This is a genomic window from Pseudomonas sp. ok266, assembly GCF_900110195.1.
Lineage (GTDB): Bacteria > Pseudomonadota > Gammaproteobacteria > Pseudomonadales > Pseudomonadaceae > Aquipseudomonas > Aquipseudomonas neuropathica.
Genome location: NZ_FOCU01000004.1, coordinates 271,422 through 293,292, shown reverse-complemented (window position 1 = coordinate 293,292; position 21,871 = coordinate 271,422). Strand labels below are relative to the sequence as shown.

Genomic DNA, 21,871 nt, shown 5'->3' with positions numbered 1-21,871 from the left:
TCGGATCGACGGCAGACGCTCCCGAGCATAGCGCTTGAATTTACGCTTACCTTGAACAGTCACTGATAAAGCAATGAATAAAAATTCACCCTGTGGTGTTCAAAGTGAACCATAACTTTCTGTGGAGCCTTGCCCATGACTATCCGTTCCGTTATGTTCGCCGCCCCGTTGTTACTGGTCGCGGCGATGTCCAGCCATTTGGCCCTGGCCAATGGTGATGAAGAGGCGCCGGTGCAGAAGCCGGAATGCCCGAAAGGCCAGGTCTGGGACAGCAAAACGCAGAAGTGTGTGATGCAAGTCAGCAAAGCACTTTCGGATGCCGACCGTACTGATTACGCCTATCGCCTTGCCAAGGCCGGTCGCTACGAAGAGGCCCTGGCGTTGCTCGACACGCTGAAGCAACCGCACACCGCCAAGGCTCTCAACTATCGCGGCTACGCCACGCGCAAGCTGGGGCGCACTGACGAGGGCATCGGTTATTACCTGCAATCGGTAAAACTCGACCCGCAGTACGCGCAAGTGCGCGAATACCTCGGCGAGGCCTATGTGATCAAAGGCCGCGTTGACCTGGCGCAGGAGCAGTTGCAGCAGATCCAATCGATTTGCGGCACGTCGTGCGAGGAATATCAGGACCTGGCCGAAGCCATCAACGACTCATCGAAAACCTGAGCACTTATAAGGGCCGCCATCATCTTCAACGATCAGGCATTCAGAGCAGAACTCGGGCAGCACCTGGCGCGACTGTGGCGCTACGGTCTACTGCTGTCGCGCAATCGGCACGTGGCCGAGGATCTGGTGCAAGCCACCTGCGTGCGAGCGCTGGAGCGCGCCAATCAGTACATCGCCGGCACGCGCATGGATCGCTGGTTGCTGAGCATTCTGCATTCGATCTGGCTCAATGAAGTGCGCGCTCGGCGCGTGCGTCAGGGTGCGGGCCAGGTCGATGCCGATGGACAACTGGCGTTTGATGGTGAGTACGCCGCGCAGACGCATGTGATGGCCGCGCAAGTGATCCGCCGCGTCGACGCGCTGCCCGAGACCCAGCGCGAAACGGTCTACCTCGCCTATGTCGAAGGCTTGTCCTACCGCGAAGTCGCTGAAATCCTGCAAGTGCCGATCGGCACGGTCATGAGCCGCCTGGCCACCGCCCGCCTCAAACTCGCCGAATACCCACCGCTGCAGACCGTGCCGAAATCCACCGAAGGAGACCGATCATGAACCCACCTTCGGATGAGCAACTGGTCGCCTACCTCGACGGCGAACTCGACGGCGACTATCGCCATCAACTCGACAACGCCATTGCCGAAGACTCACTGCTGAGTCTGCGCGTGCAATGGCTCAGTCGCAGCAACCTGCCGTACAAGAACGCCTATAACGAGCTGGCGCAACAGGCCCCGCTGGAGCGTCTGCAAGCGCGGCTGGACGCCATTCCAGCGCCGCAGCCTCCGGGCTTCAATCGCCGCTGGTTTATCGGTGGCGCCGCCGCTGCGCTGTTGGCCGGAGGCGTGTTGGCCGACCGGTTATTCCTCGGCTGGCACGCCGCGCAATCGAACAACTGGCGGGCATTGGTGGGCGATTACATGGCGCTGTATGTGCCGCAAACGCTCGATCACCTGCCCACCGACGAAGCCTCCCAACGCGCGCAACTGCGCACCGTCGATGCGCGCCTGGGCCTGAACCTTGCGCCAGCCACTTTGAAGCTGCCTGATGCCGAATTCAAACGGGCGCAGATGCTGGAGTACGACGGCGTACCGATTGCGCAGATCGTTTATCTGGATGCGAAACATGGACCATTGGCGCTGTGTGTGACCCGCTCGAACAGCGGCAGTCAGCCGTTGGCCCATGAGCGTCGGCGTGAGATGAACGTGGTGTATTGGACTGAACGTGAACACGCCTGGATGCTGATCGGACACGACGCCCCGATAGCGCTGGAAGACAAGGCAAAACTGTTAAAAAGCCGCTTAATCACCAGCTAGTTCCTGCACTATGCTCAGCGCGTATTTTTTCCGAGGATGCCTCCACGATGCCAGATTCATCCCGCTCTGCCTTACTGGTGATCGACGTTCAAAACGACTTCACCCCCGGCGGTCAATTAGCGGTCCCCGAAGGAGACCTGATTGTGCCGCTGATCAACCGGCTCGCCCGCCAGTTCACCCAGGTTGTCGTCGCACAGGACTGGCACCCGACCGGTCACGCCTCATTTGCGTCCAGTCATTCCGGGCACCAGCCCTACGATGTCATCCAATTGCCTTATGGCGAGCAGACGCTCTGGCCCGACCATTGTGTGCAATCGACACCGGGGGCAGAGTTTCACCGGGAACTTGACCTGCCTCACGCCCAACTGATCATTCGCAAGGGCTGCAATCCGGATATCGACAGCTATTCAGCCTTTCTGGAAGCCGATCGCCGCACCACCACGGGGCTGTCCGGTTACCTGAAAGAGCGCGAGATCGATACGGTCTACATGGTGGGGCTGGCACTGGATTTCTGCGTGATGTTTTCGGCGCTGGATGCACGGGCGGCGGGGTTCAATACTTATGTGGTGCTGGATGCGTGCCGGGCGATCGATCTGAATGGATCACTGGCGGCAGCGATTGAGCGGATGCAAAGTGCCGGGGTCGGGTTGATTCAATCCACAGAGCTGGTCTGAACAACGCAATTCCCAAGGAGCGAGCCTGCTCGCGAAGGTGGTATGTCAGCCAGGTATGCGTTGACTGACCCGACGCCTTCGCGAGCAGGCTCGCTCCCACAGGTAGATTTTCAGCGTCACGCAGCTCAGGCGTTATTGGGCAACCACAGCCGGAAGCGAGCCCCGCCCAACGGTGAAGACTCAACGGTCAACGTGCCGCCCTGTGCTTCCAGCGCGCGACGGCTGATCGCCAGACCAAGACCAAACCCACCCGTAGCCCGATCCCGACTGCGATCAAGTCGATAGAACGGCTCGAAAATCCGCTCTCGCTCATCATCGGGAATACCGATGCCGTCATCATCGACCCAGATCTCACAGCCCTCGGCATTGACCTGCACGCCAATCTGAATGCGTTTCTCGCAATAGCGCATGGCGTTGCGCAGCAGGTTCTGGATCGCCCGCGCGGTCAGGCGTGGATCGAGCGAGAAGCGTTCGAGCTGACCGTGCAGCAACACATCGATGACGATCTCCGGCGACTCCAGCTCTTCATCGACACTGCCCAGAATACTGTCGATGAACTCATCCAGCGACACCTCGACCTGCTCCGGCAGTTGCGCCGGGTTCTGCAAACGGCTGTAAGAAAGCAACTCCAGCACCAACTCATCCAGCTCGCGAATGTGCGCGACCAGTCCCAGCAAGCGCTCGCGGCTGGCGCTCGGCAAGTCATCGGACAGGGCTAAAGCCAGGCCGAAATCCAGGCGCGTCAGTGGCGTACGCAGTTCATGGGACACGGCGTTGAGCAGGTCACGTTGCTGATTGAGCAGGTTTTCGATATCGCCCGCCATGGTGTCGAAAACATTGGCGAGGCTGCCGATGTTGGAGCTCGGGGCGATTTTTGTGCGCTCGCTCAAGTGACCTTTACCGAAGCGTTCGGCAGTGCCTTTGAGGCGTTCCAGATCACGCCAGTGCGGGCGCAGCCACATCAACAGGCAGGCGAGCAGACTCGCGCCGATCAGCACGTTGATGCTCCAGTACAACAGATTGACGTCCAGCGGATCCGGCGGCACGACCATTTGCACGGCGGTGGTGTCGTCCAGCGGCGTCACCGCCAGCGTGCGCCAGCCCCAGTCGCCAATGCGTACGACGTTTTCACCACGGCGCAGGCGTTGCTGCTCGATAGCGGTGAACCCGGCATCGTCGATCCGCGCGAGGACGATGTGCAGCGGCTGAAAATCCTTGTCCATCGACGCCGCCAGCGCCGGCCACTGCTCCTGCGGCACGGCGTGAAACTGACGGGTAATCAGCGATTGCAGACCGCGCGAATAATCGAGGTTGTAAGTGACGAAGCGATCCCGGAACGCCATGACCACCAGATCCGGCACCAGATAGATCGCCGCGCTGTAGGAGACGATCGTCACCAGATACAGACGAAACAGGATGCGAAACATCAGCTCAGCATTCCCACTCTGAGCGGCTGAACAGATAGCCCTTGCCCCACACGGTCTTGATCTTGCGCGCCTCGCCCGCATGGTCGTCGAACTTGCGGCGCAACTTGGAGATCGCCACGTCCACCGAGCGATCGGTGCCGTTGAATTCGATCCCGCGCAGACGCTGCAGGATCTGGTCGCGGCTCAACACTTCGCCGGCATGGCGAGCCAGCACCACGAGCAAGTTGTATTCGCCGCTGGACAGCTCGACCGGCTGATCGCGCCACGTCACGGTGCGCTCAGACAGGTCGATGCACAGATTGCCCATGAGAATGCGGTCATTGGCGGTCAGCGGTTCGCCGAGGCTGCTGCGGCGCAACAAGGTGCGCACCCGTGCCAACAACACGCGCGGCTCGCAGGGTTTGGTGACGTAATCGTCGGCGCCCATTTCCAGGCCCAGCACTTGATCGTGACTGTCATCGCGAGCCGTCAGCATCAGGATCGGCAACGTCGCCGAATCGGCGCGCAATAAACGGCAGACTTGCAGGCCATCAAGGCCGGGCAGCATCAGGTCGAGGATCACCAGATCCGGCGGATTGACTCGCGCCCGCTCGCGCACATGGTCGCCACGGCCGATCACGCTGACGGAATATCCGTTGCGCTCCAGGTAGCTGGAAATCAGTTCGGCGAGGGCGGTGTCGTCTTCGACCAGGAGGATGTTGGGCATGGGGTGATCCAGAAAGTGCTGTGGCGACTGATAAGGCCCATTCGCGAGCAGGCTCGCTCCCACACTTGGAATGCGATCCCCTGTGGGAGCGAGCCTGCTCGCGAAAGCTATCTATCTGTCGCAATAAATTTCAAGACCTGAAGGATATACGCCCTCGCCCATCCCTGAGCAAAACCCTTACACAATTTCACACAGCGCCTACAAAGCTTCACCGCTAATCTCGGCGTCTGCCCGTAGGATGCGGACATCAATATTGGGGGTTGTACATGTCGAAGAAACTGCTGGCCGGACTCGGCCTGATCGCGATGGCGCTGACACTGAGCGCCTGTGATTCATCCTCGAAAGCCGAGGATCAGGCATCACCGGTCACGGTGCGCATCGAGACGCTCGAAGCGCATCCCCTGACAATCAGCAGCGAACTCAGCGGCCGCATCGCCGCGCCCCGCATCGCCGAAGTACGGGCACGGGTGGCCGGTGTGGTCTTGCAACGCACCTTCCGCGAAGGTAGTGACGTGAAAAAGGGCGACGTGCTGTTCCGCATCGACCCGGCGCCGTTCAAGGCTGACCTCGACAGCGCTGAAGCTGCGCTGCGCAAGGCAGAAGCCAATGCCTTTCAAGCGAAACTGCAAGAGCAACGCTACGCCCAGTTGATCGATGACAAAGCCATCAGCGCTCAGGACTACGACAACGCCCGCGCCAATGCCCGGCAAACCGCCGCTGACGTTGCGGCCAACAAGGCTGCCGTCGAACGGGCGAAACTGAATCTGGGTTATGCCACCGTCACCGCGCCGATTTCCGGTCGCGTCGGCCGTGCGCTGGTCACCGAAGGCGCACTGGTCGGGCAGAACGAAACCACACCGTTGGCACTGATTCAGCAGCTCAACCCGATTCACGCCGACCTCACCCAGTCGACCCGTGAACTCAACGAGTTGCGCCGCGCGTTCCGTTCCGGGCAACTGCAGGAAGTCGGCCAGGATCAGGTCAAAGCCACGCTGATTCAGGATGACGGCAGCCTGTATCCGCTGCCAGGCAAATTGCTCTTCAGCGACATCACCGTTGACCCGGGCACCGGCCAGATCATCCTGCGCAGCGAATTCCCCAACCCGGATCTCGACTTGCTACCGGGCAGTTTCATCCGCGTGCGTCTGGAACAGGCCACCATCCAGAACGGCATTACCGTGCCGCAGCGTGCCGTGCAGCGTGACAGCGCCGGCATTGCTCAGGTGCTGACCGTCGATGAGCAGATGCGCGTCGCTGAGCAACCGGTGCAACTGGGCGCGGTGCAGAACAATCGCTGGATCGTCACCGGCGGCCTCAAGCCCGGCGACCGCATCGTCATCGAAGGCCTGCAACACGCCCGCCCCGGCGAAACCGTGCAGATCGACGACACCCCTCTTCCACTTGCCCAGACCTCTGGTCAGTAAGCAGGACGCTTTTCTATGCCGCAGTTCTTTATCGACCGCCCGGTGTTTGCCTGGGTCGTCGCGCTGTTCATCCTGCTGGCCGGTGCGCTGGCCATCCCGCAGTTGCCGGTGGCGCAATACCCCGACGTCGCCCCGCCGCAAATCGAAATCTACGCCGTGTATCCCGGCGCCTCGGCACAGACCGTCGATGAAAGTGTGGTCAGCCTGATCGAGGAAGAGCTTAACGGCGCCGATCACTTGCTGTATTTCGAATCGCAAAGCAGCCTCGGCAGTGCGACGATCAAAGCCACGTTCCAGCCGGGCACCAACCCGGAGCTGGCGCAAGTCGACGTGCAAAACCGCCTCAAAGTGGTCGAGTCGCGCCTGCCGCAAGCGGTGACTCAGCAGGGTTTGCAGGTTGAAAAAGTCTCGTCCGGTTTTCTCTTGCTGATCACCCTGACCTCCAGCGATGGCAAGCTCGATGACGTAGCGCTCAGCGATTATCTGGCGCGTAACGTGATGAACGAGATCAAGCGTCTGGACGGTGTCGGCAAGGCGCAGTTGTACGGCGCCGAACGGGCCATGCGCATCTGGATCGATCCGCAGAAGCTCATTGCTTTCAATCTGACACCGGCTGACGTCAATGAAGCTATCGTGGCGCAGAACGCCCAGGTGTCCGCCGGCAGCATCGGCGATTTGCCCAATCCGTCCAGCCAGGAAATTACTGCGACGATTCTGGTGAAAGGTCAGTTGTCGACACCGCAAGAGTTCGCCGACATTGTGCTCAAGGCCAATCGCGACGGCTCCACCGTGCGCATCGGTGACGTCGCGCGGGTCGAGATCGGCAGTCAGGAATACCAGTTCGGTACGCGTCTCAACGGCAAACCGTCGACCGCTGTCGGCGTGCAACTGTCGCCGGGCGCCAACGCGCTGAACACCGCGACCCTGGTGCGGGCGAAGATGGATGAGCTGTCGCGCTACTTCCCGGCGGGCGTGGAATACAAGATTCCGTACGACACTTCGCCGTTCGTCAAAGTCTCGATCACCAAAGTGATTTACACCTTGGGCGAAGCGATGCTGTTGGTGTTTGCGGTGATGTTCCTGTTCCTGCAGAACGTGCGCTACACGTTGATCCCGACGCTGGTGGTGCCCGTGGCGCTGATGGGCACGTTCGCGACCATGCTCGCGCTGGGCTTCTCGATCAACGTGCTGACCATGTTCGGCATGGTCTTGGCCATCGGTATTCTGGTGGACGACGCCATCGTCGTGGTGGAGAACGTCGAGCGGATCATGGCCACCGAGGGCCTGTCGCCCAAGGAAGCCACACGCAAGGCGATGACACAGATTACCGGCGCGATCATCGGCATCACGCTGGTGCTGGTCGCGGTGTTTATTCCGATGGCGTTCATGCAAGGCTCGGTCGGGGTGATTTACCAGCAGTTCTCGCTGTCGATGGCGACGTCAATTCTGTTCTCGGCGTTCCTCGCCCTGACCCTGACGCCGGCATTGTGCGCGACGCTGCTCAAGCCGATTGCCAAGGGCGAACACCACGAAAAATCCGGGTTCTTCGGCTGGTTCAACCGCCGCTTCGAGCACCTGACTGATCGCTATCAGGGCTGGGTCGGCTATGCGCTGAAACGCAGCGGCCGTTACCTGCTGATCTACGCTGTGCTGCTGGTTGGACTGGGCCTGTGCTTTGCGCGTCTGCCCTCCTCGTTCCTGCCGGTGGAAGATCAGGGCTACACCATCACGGATATTCAACTGCCGCCCGGTGCGACCAAGAACCGCACGGTGGCCGTGGCTGAACAGCTTGAGGCGCATAACGCCAACGAGCCGGGGATCAGTGACACGGTGGTGATTCTCGGTTTCAGCTTCTCCGGTAGCGGCCAGAACGCAGCGTTGGCGTTCTCGACGCTGAAGGACTGGTCGCAGCGCAGCAGTGATGATGCCGCCAGCTCGATTGCCGATCGCGCCAATATCGCACTGACTGAAATCAAGGACGCCATGGCATTCTCGGTGCTGCCACCGCCCGTGGATGGCCTCGGCACATCGAGCGGTTTCGAGTTCCGCTTGCAGGATCGCGGCGGCCTCGGCCATGCGACCTTGATGCAAGCGCGCACCGAACTGCTCGCAGCCGCCGAGAAAAGCCCGGTACTGATGAACGTGCGAGAAAGCGCGCTGGCCGAAGCGCCGCAAGTGCAATTGGTGGTCGACCGCAAGCAGGCCAATGCCCTTGGCGTCTCGTTCGCCGATATCGGCAATGTGCTGTCGACTGCCGTCGGCTCCAGCTACATCAACGATTTCCCCAATCAGGGGCGCATGCAGCGTGTTGTCGTGCAAGCCGAAGGCGATCAACGCAGCCAGGTGGCCGATCTGCTGAAAATGCACGTACGCAACAACACCGGGCACATGGTGCCGCTGTCAGCGTTCGTGCAGGCCAACTGGATTCAAGGCCCGGCGCAGTTGACCCGTTACAACGGCTATCCGGCGATTGCGATTTCCGGCGAACCGTCGCCGGGGCACAGCACCGGTGAGGCCATGGCGGAGATTGAACGCCTGGTGGCGCAGGGGCCGAAAGGACTGGGCCAGGAATGGACCGGGTTGTCGTTGCAGGAACGCTTGTCCGGCAATCAGGCGCCGATTCTGCTTGGGCTGTCGTTGCTGGTGGTGTTCCTGTGTCTGGCGGCGCTGTACGAGAGCTGGTCGATTCCGACCTCGGTGTTGCTGGTAGTGCCGCTGGGCGTGCTCGGCGCGGTGCTGGCGGTGACATTGCGCGGCATGCCCAACGATGTGTTCTTCAAGGTTGGTCTGATCACCATCATCGGTCTGTCGGCGAAGAACGCGATCCTGATCATCGAGTTTGCCAAGAGCTTGTACGACGAAGGTCACGATCTGATTGATGCGACTTTGCAGGCTGCTCGCTTGCGCTTGCGGCCGATCGTGATGACGTCGCTCGCGTTCATTCTCGGCGTGGTGCCATTGGCCATTGCCACGGGTGCCAGTTCGGCGAGTCAGCAAGCGATCGGTACAGGAGTGATCGGCGGGATGATTACCGCGACGCTGGCGGTGATCTTCGTGCCGGTCTTCTTCGTCGTCGTCATGAAGCTCGTACAACGCTTCACCAAACCCCACTGATACCAATTGTGGGAGCGAGCTTGCTCGCGAAAGCGTCGGTACATTCAACGTCGATGTTGACTGACCGGACGCCTTCGCGCGCAGGCTCGCTCCCACAGAGATTCTGCAAACATCCAGCACTGTGGTCACACCGGCCATCGCTGGGCTAAGGTGTCTGAACTACCCTGGCCCATCGAGTCCCCATGCGCTTCCTCGCCCGCACCCACCCTCGCCTGTCTGCCGCCGCCCTCTTCGGCCTCGCCACTGGTCTGTTGGCCCCCACCGATTCCATCGTCAGCAAAATCCTCATCGGCTGGAACGCCGGTGTCTGGACTTACCTGATCCTGATGTTCTGGCTGACCGTGCGCGCCAAGGCGCCGGACGTCAAACGTATCGCTGAGGTCGAAGACGAAAACGCCGGGCTGGTGCTGTTCGTGGTGTGCATCGCCGCTTTGGCTAGCCTGGCGACCATTACCTTCGAACTGGCAGGCAGCAAGGATCTGGAAACCACGCGCAAGCTCATGCATTACGGGTTCACCGCACTCACGGTGATCGGTTCGTGGCTGCTGATCGGAGTGATTTTCTGCGTGCACTACGCGAGGTTGTATTACACCTGGGATGGCAAGGAGCCGGCGTTGCGTTTTGCTGAAGGGCTTACCACCCCCAACTATTGGGACTTCCTGTACTTCTCGTTCACCATCGGCGTGGCGGTGCAGACGGCGGATGTCGGGGTGGCAACGCGGGATATCCGTAAAATCGTACTGGCGCAGTCGTTGATCGGATTTGTGTTCAATACGGCGATCCTGGGGTTTTCGATCAATATTGCAGCAGGGTTGTTTGGATGAATGGCTAATACGGAAGGCTATCTTCGAAACGCACATTGGACTGACAGGCGTTCTGATAAAGCTTCACACTAAACCTGGTTTGTAAACTGTCAGGTCTTACAGGTTACAAAGTTGTTGACTTGGCATTAGATAAGCTGATCCCGCCAGTTTATTCCTGAAGGCGAGATATCACTTGTCATGACAGCGGAGACTGAATAATGAACGCACTTGCAAAGGTCGCATCATCTACGTTTCAAGGAAAATGCCACGGTTTAGTAAACGGAATAGAACCCTTCGATGCTGGGTTGGTTGAGATGTTCGATGCCATCTATCCACCGCCGCACGGTGAAGCTCATGTCATGCTCGCAACGCAAAGGACGCCTGCACCTGATTACACGACCAAAGAACTGAAAATCTCATTTTCAAAAGGGAAGCCGGACGCTACATATGGTCTCTTTCCGGATGCCTACACGGTGCGGGTACTTTTTGTCGATAACAGCGATCCCGAGAAACCCGTCGTTTACTCGCAGTATCAGGGACAGGCACGAGTGGCGTTCGACGCCCAGAGCCATACTTTTTCCGGACAAATCAGCGTAACTCTCGAAAACATGGATGAAGATACGCGCAGGACTATTGATGTAAAAGTTGATTTCGAAGCCTATCAACGCGTACCTGCCAAAAAAATCCATCGTCGCCCATCTGCCAAGGTTGTGGGTTGCTGATTTAGTTGCTTGCAGTCAATAAAAAAAGGAAGCCAAGGCTTCCTTTTTTATTGACTACCAACCTTACGTTAGAACGAATAACGAAGCCCCAGGGTTAGCCCCGCCGGTTGGCGGAAATTTTTGCCATCACTGTATTCATAATCTGCATGCATTTGCAGCTTGTCTGTCATTGACACGGACATCCCTGCGCCGAGCAACGACCGCGCACCGGAAAGATCGTTCTTGAACACGTTATTGTTGACCTGAACTTCATTGTTTTTGGCGAACTCGTAAGCTCCCCCCACACGCAGGTAGGGCTGCACCCCAATATCGTTGTTCAATGAGTAGTTCCGGCCTACTGTAATTCCTGCCTCACCCAGTAGCGAGCGCGCGCGATCACCTTCGGCATGCAAATCGTTATCAAGAGAAAAATCCTTGCCCTGAATAACCACGGCAGACCATTTTGTGAACGGCTCTATGAAATAACCGTCATCGAATTTGATATGCCGGCCGAACTCGATCGAACCACCTACTCCCGTATTGTCGTAGCCACCCTTGGCGCGCTCCCCGTCGCTCAGACCGACCTTCGCATCATTGCGAAAACGGTTCGCTTTGATAACCCCGTCGAGATAGTAACCACTCGCGGCATCCAGCCAGGTGACATAGGTGCCGAGATAATAGCTGTCGACTTTACCTGAGGTGCCCGCATCGAGATTGAGATCGGATTGACTATGGCCACCCATGATTCCCAATAACCATTGTCCATCACCGATCGGCAACTGTGTGTCCGCCCCAAGCGTGAAACCGTATTGGGTCTGTTCGTAACCGACACCGGATCCATCGGCAATTTGATACTTGTTGCCATAGGTGCGTCCCCACGTGCCCGCCTTGCCACCGTTCAATCGCAATTCGCCCATTCGAGTACGCAAAGAGGTCAGCTCTCCGTACCAGGCTGGCAACGGCGTATTGAACAATGCGAGCACCGAACGAGCTCCAGGGCTGATAACCCGTGTTTCCGGATCCAGAATCCAGTCATTACCACTTTTGGCCAAACCGTAGGAATAAGCGCCCTGATCGACATTACGGGGAAGCGTAAAAACCGCATCGCCCCCAGCGGTTTTGACGACCGTAACCGGTTGACCTGCCGGCAGTTCCGTACCACTACTTTCGATCAGCAACTGGTGCGAACCACTGGCGGTTCCAGTGACATTCAACAGGTCCGTGCGCCCCGTCGCCAGATCAGTGGCCATGATGAACTTGCCACTCCCGGACAATTCGGCCACGTTCAGTTGGTAGAACGCATTGTTGTCACCAAACTTGATCGAGCCACCATTAAGCACCAGTTTTTCAACCTGACTATTGTCAACCAACACCCATTGGGACGTATCACTTATGGTCGCACTGCTGACGTTCTCCAGACGCCCGGTGAGAACGGAGTTGTTCTGCAGGGTCAACTCGGAATGGCTTCCGTTTTCAACAATGATGTTGCCATTCAACGTGCTCGCGTTGACCGTCATCAATGCAGTCGCGCCGCCTTTGACCTCTAACAACGTGTTATTGCCCGCTAACAAACGGGAGTTATTCAGCGTCAAAGTGGCCGTCTCCACAGCCACATTGCCGAAATCGACGACAATCGCCGACCCGGTTACGCCATGGACAGTGGTGTTATCAAGATCAAGCGTCGCAGGTGCAGTACCCGTGATATCCAGTTCGATCAATACGCCGTTCTGGTTGCCAGTGATCGTGCTGCTTCTGACGATCGCATCGGCACTCTGCAACCACATGCCATAACTGGTAGAGCCCGTTCCAACCAACGTGGAGTCCGCAATATTGATCAAGCTATGCGAGGTTGCGAATGCTCCAGCGTCAACACCAGTGATGGTGCTGTTACCCGTTATGTTCAGGATGGAACCGGCCTGAGCATTAGAAAACCGCACGGCTGAGGCGCCAAACTCTTCACCACTGACGGTGCTGTTATTGACGTTACCCTGACTTGAAATTAGGAGCAGACCTGATTGTCCGTTTGTTCCCGTGACCGTCGCCCCATCGATGGAAAGAGTGGAACTATCGCTGACACTGATTTCCCTGGTACTACTGCCCGCGCTTATGTTGACCCTCGAGCTATCCGCGTTGATACCAAGAGTCTGTGCATTGTTGATATTCAGCGTTGCGTTTTGCGTCAGGAACCAGCTTTCGATGGCATCGCCGTTGTTGACAGTGGCAGTTCCCCCTACCAACGAACCCGCGGATACAAAGGAAGATGGCAACACAAGCGAGACACACAGCGCTGTCATCCTGGAAGGGGGGGAAATAAAGGACCTGAAAGGTATTTGCATACTGACAACCTGCCTCGAGAAAAGGATCGACTTCATTGACGAGATTTCAATGAAACCTCGCGCATCTGAAAGGTTCGCTAGGCTAAAGAGTAATTACGCGTTGTTATGTAGGACTTATCCCTAATGCGTAAGGAAAAATCGACGAAACCTCCATCCTATTGGGAAACGACTACGGCGGACACAAAAGCGCTGCTCGGTGCCCACCGTATTCATAGGTCAAGGAACCGGATTGGCTATCTCACAGTAATCGCCGTCGTTATCCAGCAAGAACACAAAATGGACAGCCGCATCAGACTCTGGGACAACACCGGTGATGGTATAGGTAAGTTTTCCGTAGCCATCGGAAACAGGTTTGAAATGGGTCATGTACGCACCAATATCCGTTTCAATACCTTCAGGAGGTACAGTTCCGCTAATAGTTATGTCTCTGGTAACTAAAGTTCCAGTAATAGGTATCGTTGCACTTTCATCTTCATAGCCTTGCCACTTCAGTGTCACTGTCCGCCCATCGATCAGCGAAGCGCTAAACGGAATAATGACTTTGAGATTGCGACGATTAGTGCCATCACCCGGAAAGCTTGGGTCATCGACTGGCAGAAAATTAAGCGCCGGGCAGGAAATCTCATCAAAAATGAGACCTTGCACCAGTACTTTGGGCAAATCGATTTTGGTGATATTAACGGCAACCGTTTCTTCATCTGAAAATACCGGATTAGCCCCCCCCACCGCCGTCAACCGCCACTTGATCTTCACATCCGCGATCTGTTTCTTTTCGATAACGGACCAGGGAACAGTAAACGGGCCGATTTCTTTACCCTCTTCACCCGGCTGCAATAACCAAGGTGGCGTCAACTCCTGATCGTCATAAAAGACCGTGACGCTCTGCGCTGACTCGGTAGGAGGCGCAGCATAGAGTTGAATGAAAATCTCGGCGTCTTCGCCGTGGTCATTATCATCAAGCTTATTATCTACATCTTGTGACGACACCAACCGAGGCAACTCAAGCAACGGATTGACTTCACTTGGTTCATCCGGATTCACAGGACCGGGGTAAGAAATATCCACGGAGATATCTGCTTTCTCTGTGGCGATGGGAGCACCCGAGCCGCGAAACATTTCATAACTGACGGTCGTAGGCACCGGCCCATCAGTTGAACCATAGGCAACCTTGATCACAGTGGTGTAATCCACAGGAAAAATCAGAGTTGTACTGGTGCCGACTCGTTGCTCCGGTAGTGAGATACCCTGCCACTTGGCTATGATGGTGTCAGACGGCGAGTTTGGCAGTGGAACCGGTACTTCAATGGTTACACCCAGTTTGCAGTCAGCCACATCAATCAACGTATCCCCGTCAGTGCCATCTGCCAACGGTACAACAGGCGGCAACGGTACGGGTGGCGCCAAGCGTCGGACATTGCGCTGATTGGGTTTGGATTGCCTGCTAATGTTGCCTGCAAGATCTCTGACAATAAAAGTCAGCGTATTCAAACCTTCTGTCGATTTCTGAAAAATATCAACCGGGATCAGTATTTCACCCGAGGCAGGCAATGGAATGTCTTTCATGACGGGGGTTGCGTAAGCAGGGTCCGAAGGCACCCCCCAATAGACGTCACACACGTCTGAGGGATTGGCATTGGCCGCAAGCGTCACGGTTACCTTAATGCCTGTAGGATTTGCGCCCAGATAGGCATCATCGATATCCTTGGTCGGTGGCAAGTCGGCGGGAAATGAAATGGCTGGCGGGGAAAAATCGGTCGCTGGTGTTTTGGTTTGATAAGGTTTGGTTCTATCGATGTGGTACTCAGTAATAACCGGAGCGCCCGGGTTATTTCCGTTTGCAAATAATTGATAGATCAACTCCCACTCGGTGGGTGCTTCAGGCGTTGCAAGTTCCCTCAGCTCAGAGAGGGGAATAAATAATGGCAATGGCCATACACGGTCAGCGACAGGCCCCAAATCCAGTCTGGGAACGATTGGAATCAGGGTTGCAGTGCCTTTTACCCGCAAATTGACGGTCAGCCTATCCCGGGCGTATTGATCTGTAGGTTGGGGGATCTGGTATTCCAACGGAGCCGTAAGCGATGCAATCGGGATGCGCAAATCACCGCCAGGCAAATTCTGAGCCGGAATCTTTGCCGGATCTACAAGAATATTGCCAGCACTCGTTAGCGATACTTTCTGAGCCAATGTCGAACCTTCAACTTTCGCATTCATGTAATTGCTCCTTTTAAACATACGATTGCGCCACGCCAGGCTTTCAGCGTACATCGGCACTCATTTTCACAGCACTATGTACCACCCGTTTCAAGGACCGCAGGGCAAGTCTTCTCCTGAAACGACCCGATCTATCTTTACCAGTCCTTTTTTTGATGTACCAATCAACTTTAAACCCTGGTAGATGGAGTACGTCGTAATCGCCGATGCCTTATTGATCATGGGTTCAATATGCGGAACAAAGGGTTCAACAACGACAGAAAAACCTTTATCAATTTCTGCCTGAGTCAATGAACTCTTGATGATTTTCTTATAGGTCCGATCGATAGCCACGCCACTGCCGTTTAGACTCAGATAACCAATCCACTCGATTTCGCATCTATCACCACTTTGCACAAACGTGGGAAGAGGTGGTACTACCATCTCTATACCTGTCCAGATCGGAGGATCTGTTTCACAGTTAAGATATCCATGTACATTCACCTTCGGATAAGTTACCTCCTTTAAATCCCTCACGACCGGCAGGTGATCGATAGTGAGCTTGCGAGGCAGAGAATTTGACGGATTTTGAACGTAGTTACGGGTTTGATAGAAGACTTCAACTACACCATCCGTCGTTAAATACTCAGGACCAATCGGAATGACAAACTCACGCTCGGCGATCGGCGTGGTGTAAGTTTGGCTCCAATCAAATTCAATGATTGTTCCCCGTCTCATCTGCACAATAAGCGTGTCTTGCCTTCCATCTGGTGATTGCACCGGCCAAATCGGAACAACCACTTCTATTCCTGTCAGCAACAACTCCAGCGGGATATGCCCGTCAGGATCATCATCTGCAACTCCGACTACTTTTGGCGGGTTGTATACCAGGATTTCACTAGGCGGCATGACCTTCTCCACAGGCGAACTTTCAAAGCGTTCCTGCAACAAATTAGGCGCTTGCTTTAACTTCTTGCCTACTGTCAGATCTGACAGGTAATTCGACCGTTCATCGGAATTTCCCCCTACGCGCGGAGGTTTACTACTTGACGCTTTCCGGCAAATACTGTTTTCTGAAACCGGTTTCAGCACCACCCAATAACAAAAAGGTCCGCAATGAACGACTTCTCCGCCGCCCAGCGCAGCCGCGTCACCATGCTTGATGTCGCCGAACGCGCTGGCGTATCCAAAGCCAGCGTCTCGCGCTTCATCGGCGATGATCGCGTCCTGCTCTCGGATGCAATCGCCCTGCGCATCGAACAGGCCATCAGCGAGCTCGGCTACCGCCCCAATCAGATGGCGCGCGGCCTGAAACGTGGACGCACGCGCCTGATCGGTATGCTCGTCGCCGATATCCGTAACCCTTATTCGATTGCCGTGATGCACGGGGTGGAAACCGCTTGCCGTGCCCACGGCTACAGCCTGGTGGTGTGCAACACCGACCGCGATGACGAGCAGGAACGCCAGCACCTGGCCCTGTTGCGCTCGTACAACATCGAAGGGTTGATCGTGAACACCCTTGGCCATCACCGTGACGAACTGCATGAACTGCGCCGCGAGATGCCGCTGGTGCTGGTGGATCGCAAGGTCGATGGGCTCGACAGCGACATGGTCGGGCTGAACAACCCGCAAGCCGTGGAGATGGCGCTCACGCACCTTGAACAACGTGGCTATCGGGATCTGGTGCTGGTGACTGAACCGTATGACGGCACCAGTTCGCGGATCGAGCGGGTCAGCAGTTTTCAGGCGCAGATTGCCCAGCGCTCGGGGTTGACCGGGGCGGTGCTGGAAACCGGCGATGATCTGAACGCGCAACTTCAAACCTTTTTAAACACACCCGGTAACGGCCCGAAAGCGCTGTTTTGCGCCAATGGTGTGGCGGCGCTTGCTGCGACGACTGCGTTACGCCAAATGGGTTGCCGATTGTTCAAGGACGTCGGGCTGATGGCCCTGGATGATCTGGATTGGTATCCGTTGGTGGGCAGCGGGATTACCGCGCTGGCTCAGCCGACGCAGGAGATCGGCGCGCGGGCGTTTGAGTGTTTGCTCAAGCGGTTGCGTGGGGATGATGAGGTGGCGCGGGTGGTGGATTTTGCGCCGGTGCTGGTTGAGCGTGGGTCAACCTTGGGGATTAGCGTTGTTTGAGCTGACGCTATCGCGAGCAGGCTCACTCCTACATTTGGAATGCGTTCCCCTGTAGGAGTGAGCCCGCTCGCGATAGCGCCCGAGAGAACAACACAGAAACACCTGATATTTTTTTGAACAAAAATGAAACCGGTTTCAGAGGTCAATAACAATGAATAAACCCGACGTTTCCATCAGCCTGTCCAGCTACGGCGCCGAGCTTGTGCGTCAGCGCGGGCAGGATGCTTTCATTGATGTTCTGGCTGCCGCCGGGGCCAATCGCATCGAATGGCGCGAAGAGCTGCTGACGCGTGAAGACCCTGCGCAACTGGCGCAGGCCACGCAGGCGCAGGGCTTGCTAAGCATCTATTCCTCACCGACCGAACTGTGGCTGGCCGGGCAGGCGCAGCCCAATCCCGAGTTGATCACCGCACTGCAACAAGCCGAAGCGTTCGGCTCGAAATGGCTGAAAGTCTCCCTCGGCTACTTCACCGACACCAACGATCTGCAAGCCCTGGCCGAACGCTTGAAGCTCAGCCCGGTGCAGTTGCTGGTGGAAAACGACCAGACTCTGCACGGCGGTCGGATCGAGCCATTTCAGCGCTTCTTCGCCGCCGTCGAGCAGCACAACCTGCCAATCAAGATGACCTTCGACATCGGCAACTGGCAGTGGCAGGACCAGTCCGCCACCAGCGCCGCCCGCCTGCTCGGCCGGCATGTCGGTTATGTGCACTGCAAAGCCGTGGCCCGCCGCGTCGACGGCAAACTGGTGGCAGTGCCGCCGACCGTCAGTGACCTGCATCTGTGGGAACAACTGTTGCGGCACATGGCCCAAGGCGTTATGCGCGCCGCCGAATATCCGTTGCAGGGCGATGATCTGGTGCAACTGACCACCGAGCACGTCGCCGCCCTCGCCCGCCTCGGCCAATCCCGTCTGGAGCCTGCTCATGTCTGAGATCGATATTCTTTCGTTCGGCGAAACCATGGCGATGCTGGTCGCCGAGCAGACCGGTGATCTGGCGGCGGTCGAGCACTTTCACAAGCGTATCGCCGGGGCCGACAGCAATGTCGCGATCGGGCTGTCGCGCCTGGGTTTCAACGTCGCGTGGCTGAGCCGGGTCGGCGACGATTCGCTCGGACGCTTTGTGGTCGAGACCTTGATCAAGGAGGGTCTGGATTGCAGTCACGTCGACGTCGACAAACAGCACCCGACCGGGTTCCAGTTCAAATCGCGCAATGACGATGGCAGCGACCCGCAGGTCGAGTATTTCCGGCGCGGTTCGGCGGCCAGTCATTTGTCGCCGCAGTCGATCACGGCCAGTTTGCTGAGTGCTCGCCATCTTCATGCGACTGGCATTCCTCCAGCGCTCTCGGCCTCGGCGCGGGAGATGTCCTTTGAATTGATGACACGCATGCGCAACGCCGGACGCAGCGTGTCGTTCGATCCCAATCTGCGCCCGAGCCTGTGGGCCAGCGAGCGCGAGATGATCGGCGAGATCAACCGCCTCGCCGCCCTCGCCCATTGGGTGCTGCCGGGGTTGAGTGAAGGTCGTTTGCTCACCGGTTTCGAAGACCCTGCGGACATTGCCGCGTTTTATCTTGATCAAGGTGCCGAAGCGGTGGCGATCAAGCTTGGCCCGCAAGGCGCTTATTACCGAACGCATCTGGCATCGGGATTTGTCGCCGGTGTGCCGGTGGCGCATGTCGTCGACACGGTCGGTGCCGGTGATGGTTTTGCGGTGGGGATGATCAGTGCCCTGCTTGAGCACCAGAGTTTTGCCGAGGCGGTGCAGCGTGCGAACTGGATTGGCAGTCGGGCGGTGCAGAGTCGCGGGGATATGGAGGGGTTGCCGACCCGCCAGGAGTTATCGGTTGAGTTTCAGGCCGACTTCGCGAGCAAGCTCGCTCCCACAGGTTTTGTGTACGCCACGGACACTGTGGGAGCGAGCTTGCTCGCGAAGAGGCCAGCCTAGTCAGCGCAAATAATTGAACCTGCTGCGACAAAAACAACAAGCTCAGGAGCAAGACCCATGAAAACCGCAACCCTCGCCACCCGCCGCTGGTGGTACATCATGCCTATCGTGTTCATCACCTACAGCCTGGCGTATCTGGATCGCGCCAACTACGGCTTCGCCGCCGCATCGGGCATGGCCGAAGACCTGATGATCACCCCGGGCCTGTCATCGCTGCTCGGTGCGCTGTTCTTCCTCGGTTACTTTTTCTTCCAGGTGCCGGGTGCGATCTACGCGCAAAAACACAGCGTGAAGAAGCTGATTTTCGTCAGCCTGATTCTCTGGGGTGCTCTCGCCACGTTGACCGGCGTGGTCTCCAACGCCTATTGGCTGATCGTCATCCGCTTCATGCTCGGCGTGGTTGAAGCAGCGGTGATGCCAGCGATGCTGGTGTATCTGTGCCATTGGTTTACCCGGGCCGAACGCTCACGGGCCAACACCTTCCTGATCCTCGGCAACCCGGTGACGATGCTGTGGATGTCGGTGGTTTCGGGGTATCTGGTGCAGCATTTCAGCTGGCGCTGGATGTTCATCATCGAGGGCCTGCCGGCGGTGCTTTGGGCGTTTATCTGGTGGCGTCTGGCCGATGATCGTCCAGCGCAGGCCAAGTGGCTCAACGAGCAGGAAAAGCAGGATCTGGAAAGCGCACTGGCGGCCGAACAGGTCGGGATCAAAGCGGTGAAAAACTATGCCGAGGCATTCCGTTCGCCGAAGGTGATCATTCTCGCGCTGCAGTTTTTCTGCTGGAGCATCGGCGTTTACGGCTTTGTACTGTGGCTGCCATCGATTCTTAAGGCCGGCGCGCAAATGGACATGATCGAGGCCGGCTGGCTGTCGGCGCTGCCGTATCTGGCGGCGGTGATTGGCATGCTTTTGGTGTCGTGGGGTTCGGACAAGTTGCAGAAGCGCAAACGCTTTGTCTGGCCACCGCTGCTGATCGCCTCCATCGCGTTTTACGGCTCCTACGCGCTGGGCGCAGAACACTTCTGGTGGTCGTACACGCTGCTGGTGATTGCCGGCGCCTGCATGTACGCACCTTACGGTCCGTTCTTTGCCATCGTCCCGGAGATTCTGCCCGCCAACGTTGCCGGCGGCGCGATGGCGTTGATCAACAGCATGGGCGCGCTCGGTTCGTTCGGCGGCTCGTATCTGGTCGGTTATTTGAACAGCTCCACCGGTTCGCCCGGCGCTTCTTACCTGCTGATGAGCGGCGCGTTGCTGCTGTCGGTGGTCCTGACGATTTTTCTCAAGCCCGGCGCCAGTGATCGCGTCGTCGCCAAAGCCGTCGCCACGCGTGCCGTGCCGGCGCATTCCTGAAGAGACTTTTGCCATGAAAAAACAGGTCGTGTTGTACAAGAAACTTTCGCCCGCGCTGATGGCGCGTCTGCAAGAACAATGCGAAGTGACGCTGATCGAAAGCCTCGACGCCGACGGCCTCATGCAACTGCGCGATGCCCTGCCCCGTGCCCACGGTTTGCTCGGCGCCAGCCTGAAACTTGATGCGGCGTTGCTCGATCTCGCGCAGCAACTCAAAGCAATCGCCAGCGTCTCAGTCGGCGTCGATAACTACGACATCGATTACCTGAGTCAGCGCAAGATCCTCCTGAGCAACACCCCGGACGTGCTCACCGAAACCACCGCCGACACCGGTTTCGCCCTGATCCTCGCCGCAGCCCGACGTGTGGTGGAACTGGCGAACATGGTGCGCAGCGGCCAATGGAGCCGCAATATCGGCCCGGCGCATTTCGGCACCGATGTGCATGGCAAGACGTTGGGGATTATCGGCATGGGCCGCATCGGCGAAGCGCTGGCGCAGCGTGGGCATTTCGGGTTCGGCATGCCGGTGATCTATCACAGCCAGTCGCGCAAACCGGCGGTCGAAGCGCGATTCGATGCGCACTATCGCAGCCTGGAAGATCTGCTCAAGCAGGCCGATTTCATTTGCCTGACATTGCCGCTGACGGCGCAGACCGAAGGTTTGATCGGCGCCGAGCAGTTCGCGCTGATGCGCCCGGAAAGCATCTTCATCAATATCTCACGGGGCAAAGTGGTCGATGAGGCGGCGATGATAGAGGCGCTGCGTCATCAACGGATTCGTGCCGCAGGACTGGATGTGTTTGAGCGTGAGCCGCTGAATCACGATTCGCCGCTGTTGCAGCTGAATAATGTAGTGGCGACACCGCACATGGGTTCGGCGACGCATGAGACGCGCGAGGCGATGGCGCGGTGTGCGGTGGAGAATCTGTTGGCTGCGTTGAGTGGGGAGAAGCCGGCGAATCTGGTGAATCCATTGGCATGGCAGGGCTGAATTCTCGGGTGGCAGTCATGCCGCCTTCGCGAGCAAGCTCGCTCCCACAGGGGAATGCATATCCAATGTGGGA

At 57.6% G+C, this 21,871-nt stretch carries 18 protein-coding genes; 13 read left to right on the top strand and 5 right to left on the bottom strand.

Annotation, left to right across the window (positions count from 1 at the left end; genetic code table 11):
* The first annotated feature begins 135 nt into the window (after positions 1 to 135).
* The 4 genes from BMY54_RS09185 (at position 136) to pncA (ending at position 2,650) form a co-directional block, all read left to right on the top strand.
* Positions 136 to 669 (top strand): tetratricopeptide repeat protein, encoded by a 534-nt coding sequence (locus tag BMY54_RS09185; RefSeq protein ID WP_093431188.1) that lies wholly within the window; start codon positions 136 to 138, stop codon positions 667 to 669.
* Between the two features lie 63 nt (positions 670 to 732).
* Positions 733 to 1,218: a sigma-70 family RNA polymerase sigma factor gene (locus tag BMY54_RS09180; RefSeq protein WP_371748310.1), complete on the top strand. Its 486-nt coding sequence runs from the start codon at positions 733 to 735 to the stop codon at positions 1,216 to 1,218.
* On the top strand, positions 1,215 to 1,976 hold the full coding sequence (locus BMY54_RS09175) for an anti-sigma factor (protein WP_093431177.1): 762 nt from the start codon (positions 1,215 to 1,217) through the stop codon (positions 1,974 to 1,976). The genes BMY54_RS09180 and BMY54_RS09175 overlap by 4 nt, the downstream gene beginning before the upstream one ends.
* 47 nt (positions 1,977 to 2,023) lie before the next feature.
* The gene (gene pncA / locus BMY54_RS09170) at positions 2,024 to 2,650 is read left to right on the top strand and encodes a bifunctional nicotinamidase/pyrazinamidase (RefSeq protein ID WP_093431174.1); all 627 of its coding nucleotides are present in this window, start codon (positions 2,024 to 2,026) and stop codon (positions 2,648 to 2,650) included.
* A gap of 125 nt (positions 2,651 to 2,775) precedes the next feature.
* Here the strand turns inward: pncA and BMY54_RS09165 are convergent, their stop codons facing one another.
* Together BMY54_RS09165 and BMY54_RS09160 are read right to left on the bottom strand one after the other, a co-directional pair.
* Positions 2,776 to 4,077, bottom strand: a complete 1,302-nt coding sequence (locus BMY54_RS09165; protein ID WP_093431171.1) for an ATP-binding protein — start codon at positions 4,075 to 4,077, stop codon at positions 2,776 to 2,778.
* A 4-nt stretch (positions 4,078 to 4,081) separates the two neighbouring features.
* Positions 4,082 to 4,783 carry a response regulator gene (locus tag BMY54_RS09160; protein WP_007912171.1) on the bottom strand — a complete coding sequence of 234 codons (702 nt, stop codon included), beginning with the start codon at positions 4,781 to 4,783 and terminating at the stop codon, positions 4,082 to 4,084.
* Positions 4,784 to 5,049: 266 nt separating this feature from the next.
* On the opposite strand from BMY54_RS09160, the gene BMY54_RS09155 reads away from it, so the two are divergent.
* The 4 genes from BMY54_RS09155 to BMY54_RS09140 all read left to right on the top strand — a co-directional run bounded on the left by BMY54_RS09155 (position 5,050) and on the right by BMY54_RS09140 (position 10,846).
* Positions 5,050 to 6,207, top strand: coding sequence for an efflux RND transporter periplasmic adaptor subunit (locus BMY54_RS09155; RefSeq protein WP_093431168.1), 1,158 nt, complete (start codon positions 5,050 to 5,052; stop codon positions 6,205 to 6,207).
* 15 nt (positions 6,208 to 6,222) lie between these two features.
* Positions 6,223 to 9,321 (top strand): efflux RND transporter permease subunit, encoded by a 3,099-nt coding sequence (locus tag BMY54_RS09150; RefSeq protein WP_093431165.1) that lies wholly within the window; start codon positions 6,223 to 6,225, stop codon positions 9,319 to 9,321.
* A gap of 182 nt (positions 9,322 to 9,503) precedes the next feature.
* On the top strand, positions 9,504 to 10,145 hold the full coding sequence (locus tag BMY54_RS09145; protein WP_093431162.1) for a DUF1345 domain-containing protein: 642 nt from the start codon (positions 9,504 to 9,506) through the stop codon (positions 10,143 to 10,145).
* A 197-nt stretch (positions 10,146 to 10,342) separates the two neighbouring features.
* Positions 10,343 to 10,846 (top strand): hypothetical protein, encoded by a 504-nt coding sequence (locus BMY54_RS09140; protein ID WP_093431160.1) that lies wholly within the window; start codon positions 10,343 to 10,345, stop codon positions 10,844 to 10,846.
* 68 nt (positions 10,847 to 10,914) lie between these two features.
* Here BMY54_RS09140 and BMY54_RS09135 read toward each other — a convergent pair whose 3' ends face one another.
* The 3 genes from BMY54_RS09135 to BMY54_RS09125 form a co-directional block, all read right to left on the bottom strand.
* On the bottom strand, positions 10,915 to 13,161 hold the full coding sequence (locus BMY54_RS09135; RefSeq protein ID WP_093431689.1) for an autotransporter outer membrane beta-barrel domain-containing protein: 2,247 nt from the start codon (positions 13,159 to 13,161) through the stop codon (positions 10,915 to 10,917).
* Between the two features lie 216 nt (positions 13,162 to 13,377).
* On the bottom strand, positions 13,378 to 15,375 hold the full coding sequence (locus BMY54_RS09130; RefSeq protein ID WP_139213393.1) for a hypothetical protein: 1,998 nt from the start codon (positions 15,373 to 15,375) through the stop codon (positions 13,378 to 13,380).
* A gap of 90 nt (positions 15,376 to 15,465) precedes the next feature.
* Complete coding sequence (locus BMY54_RS09125) at positions 15,466 to 16,263, bottom strand: hypothetical protein (protein ID WP_093431155.1); 798 nt, start codon at positions 16,261 to 16,263, stop codon at positions 15,466 to 15,468.
* A 207-nt stretch (positions 16,264 to 16,470) separates the two neighbouring features.
* Here BMY54_RS09125 and BMY54_RS09120 point away from each other — a divergent pair, with 207 nt between their 5' ends.
* The 5 genes from BMY54_RS09120 (at position 16,471) to BMY54_RS09100 (ending at position 21,798) form a co-directional block, all read left to right on the top strand.
* The gene (locus BMY54_RS09120) at positions 16,471 to 17,499 is read left to right on the top strand and encodes a LacI family DNA-binding transcriptional regulator (protein ID WP_093431152.1); all 1,029 of its coding nucleotides are present in this window, start codon (positions 16,471 to 16,473) and stop codon (positions 17,497 to 17,499) included.
* A 151-nt stretch (positions 17,500 to 17,650) separates the two neighbouring features.
* Complete coding sequence (locus BMY54_RS09115; RefSeq protein WP_093431149.1) at positions 17,651 to 18,433, top strand: sugar phosphate isomerase/epimerase family protein; 783 nt, start codon at positions 17,651 to 17,653, stop codon at positions 18,431 to 18,433.
* Positions 18,426 to 19,451: a sugar kinase gene (locus tag BMY54_RS09110; protein WP_093431146.1), complete on the top strand. Its 1,026-nt coding sequence runs from the start codon at positions 18,426 to 18,428 to the stop codon at positions 19,449 to 19,451. The genes BMY54_RS09115 and BMY54_RS09110 overlap by 8 nt, the downstream gene beginning before the upstream one ends.
* 57 nt (positions 19,452 to 19,508) lie before the next feature.
* Positions 19,509 to 20,807: an MFS transporter gene (locus tag BMY54_RS09105; RefSeq protein ID WP_093431143.1), complete on the top strand. Its 1,299-nt coding sequence runs from the start codon at positions 19,509 to 19,511 to the stop codon at positions 20,805 to 20,807.
* Positions 20,808 to 20,820: 13 nt separating this feature from the next.
* Entirely contained in the window at positions 20,821 to 21,798 is a 978-nt protein-coding gene (locus BMY54_RS09100) for a 2-hydroxyacid dehydrogenase (protein WP_093431140.1), read from the top strand.
* The last annotated feature ends 73 nt before the right edge of the window (positions 21,799 to 21,871 follow it).

Excerpts from the sequence above, each read along its gene's own strand:
- BMY54_RS09185 (WP_093431188.1), top strand. The coding sequence starts at position 136 with ATGACTATCCGTTCCGTTATGTTCGCCGCCCCGTTGTTACTGGTCGCG.
- BMY54_RS09175 (WP_093431177.1), top strand. The coding sequence starts at position 1,215 with ATGAACCCACCTTCGGATGAGCAACTGGTCGCCTACCTCGACGGCGAA.
- pncA (WP_093431174.1), top strand. The coding sequence starts at position 2,024 with ATGCCAGATTCATCCCGCTCTGCCTTACTGGTGATCGACGTTCAAAAC.
- BMY54_RS09165 (WP_093431171.1), bottom strand. The coding sequence starts at position 4,077 with ATGTTTCGCATCCTGTTTCGTCTGTATCTGGTGACGATCGTCTCCTAC.
- BMY54_RS09160 (WP_007912171.1), bottom strand. The coding sequence starts at position 4,783 with ATGCCCAACATCCTCCTGGTCGAAGACGACACCGCCCTCGCCGAACTG.
- BMY54_RS09155 (WP_093431168.1), top strand. The coding sequence starts at position 5,050 with ATGTCGAAGAAACTGCTGGCCGGACTCGGCCTGATCGCGATGGCGCTG.
- BMY54_RS09150 (WP_093431165.1), top strand. The coding sequence starts at position 6,223 with ATGCCGCAGTTCTTTATCGACCGCCCGGTGTTTGCCTGGGTCGTCGCG.
- BMY54_RS09145 (WP_093431162.1), top strand. The coding sequence starts at position 9,504 with ATGCGCTTCCTCGCCCGCACCCACCCTCGCCTGTCTGCCGCCGCCCTC.
- BMY54_RS09140 (WP_093431160.1), top strand. The coding sequence starts at position 10,343 with ATGAACGCACTTGCAAAGGTCGCATCATCTACGTTTCAAGGAAAATGC.
- BMY54_RS09135 (WP_093431689.1), bottom strand. The coding sequence starts at position 13,161 with ATGCAAATACCTTTCAGGTCCTTTATTTCCCCCCCTTCCAGGATGACA.
- BMY54_RS09130 (WP_139213393.1), bottom strand. The coding sequence starts at position 15,375 with ATGAATGCGAAAGTTGAAGGTTCGACATTGGCTCAGAAAGTATCGCTA.
- BMY54_RS09125 (WP_093431155.1), bottom strand. The coding sequence starts at position 16,263 with ATGCCGCCTAGTGAAATCCTGGTATACAACCCGCCAAAAGTAGTCGGA.
- BMY54_RS09120 (WP_093431152.1), top strand. The coding sequence starts at position 16,471 with ATGAACGACTTCTCCGCCGCCCAGCGCAGCCGCGTCACCATGCTTGAT.
- BMY54_RS09115 (WP_093431149.1), top strand. The coding sequence starts at position 17,651 with ATGAATAAACCCGACGTTTCCATCAGCCTGTCCAGCTACGGCGCCGAG.
- BMY54_RS09110 (WP_093431146.1), top strand. The coding sequence starts at position 18,426 with ATGTCTGAGATCGATATTCTTTCGTTCGGCGAAACCATGGCGATGCTG.
- BMY54_RS09105 (WP_093431143.1), top strand. The coding sequence starts at position 19,509 with ATGAAAACCGCAACCCTCGCCACCCGCCGCTGGTGGTACATCATGCCT.
- BMY54_RS09100 (WP_093431140.1), top strand. The coding sequence starts at position 20,821 with ATGAAAAAACAGGTCGTGTTGTACAAGAAACTTTCGCCCGCGCTGATG.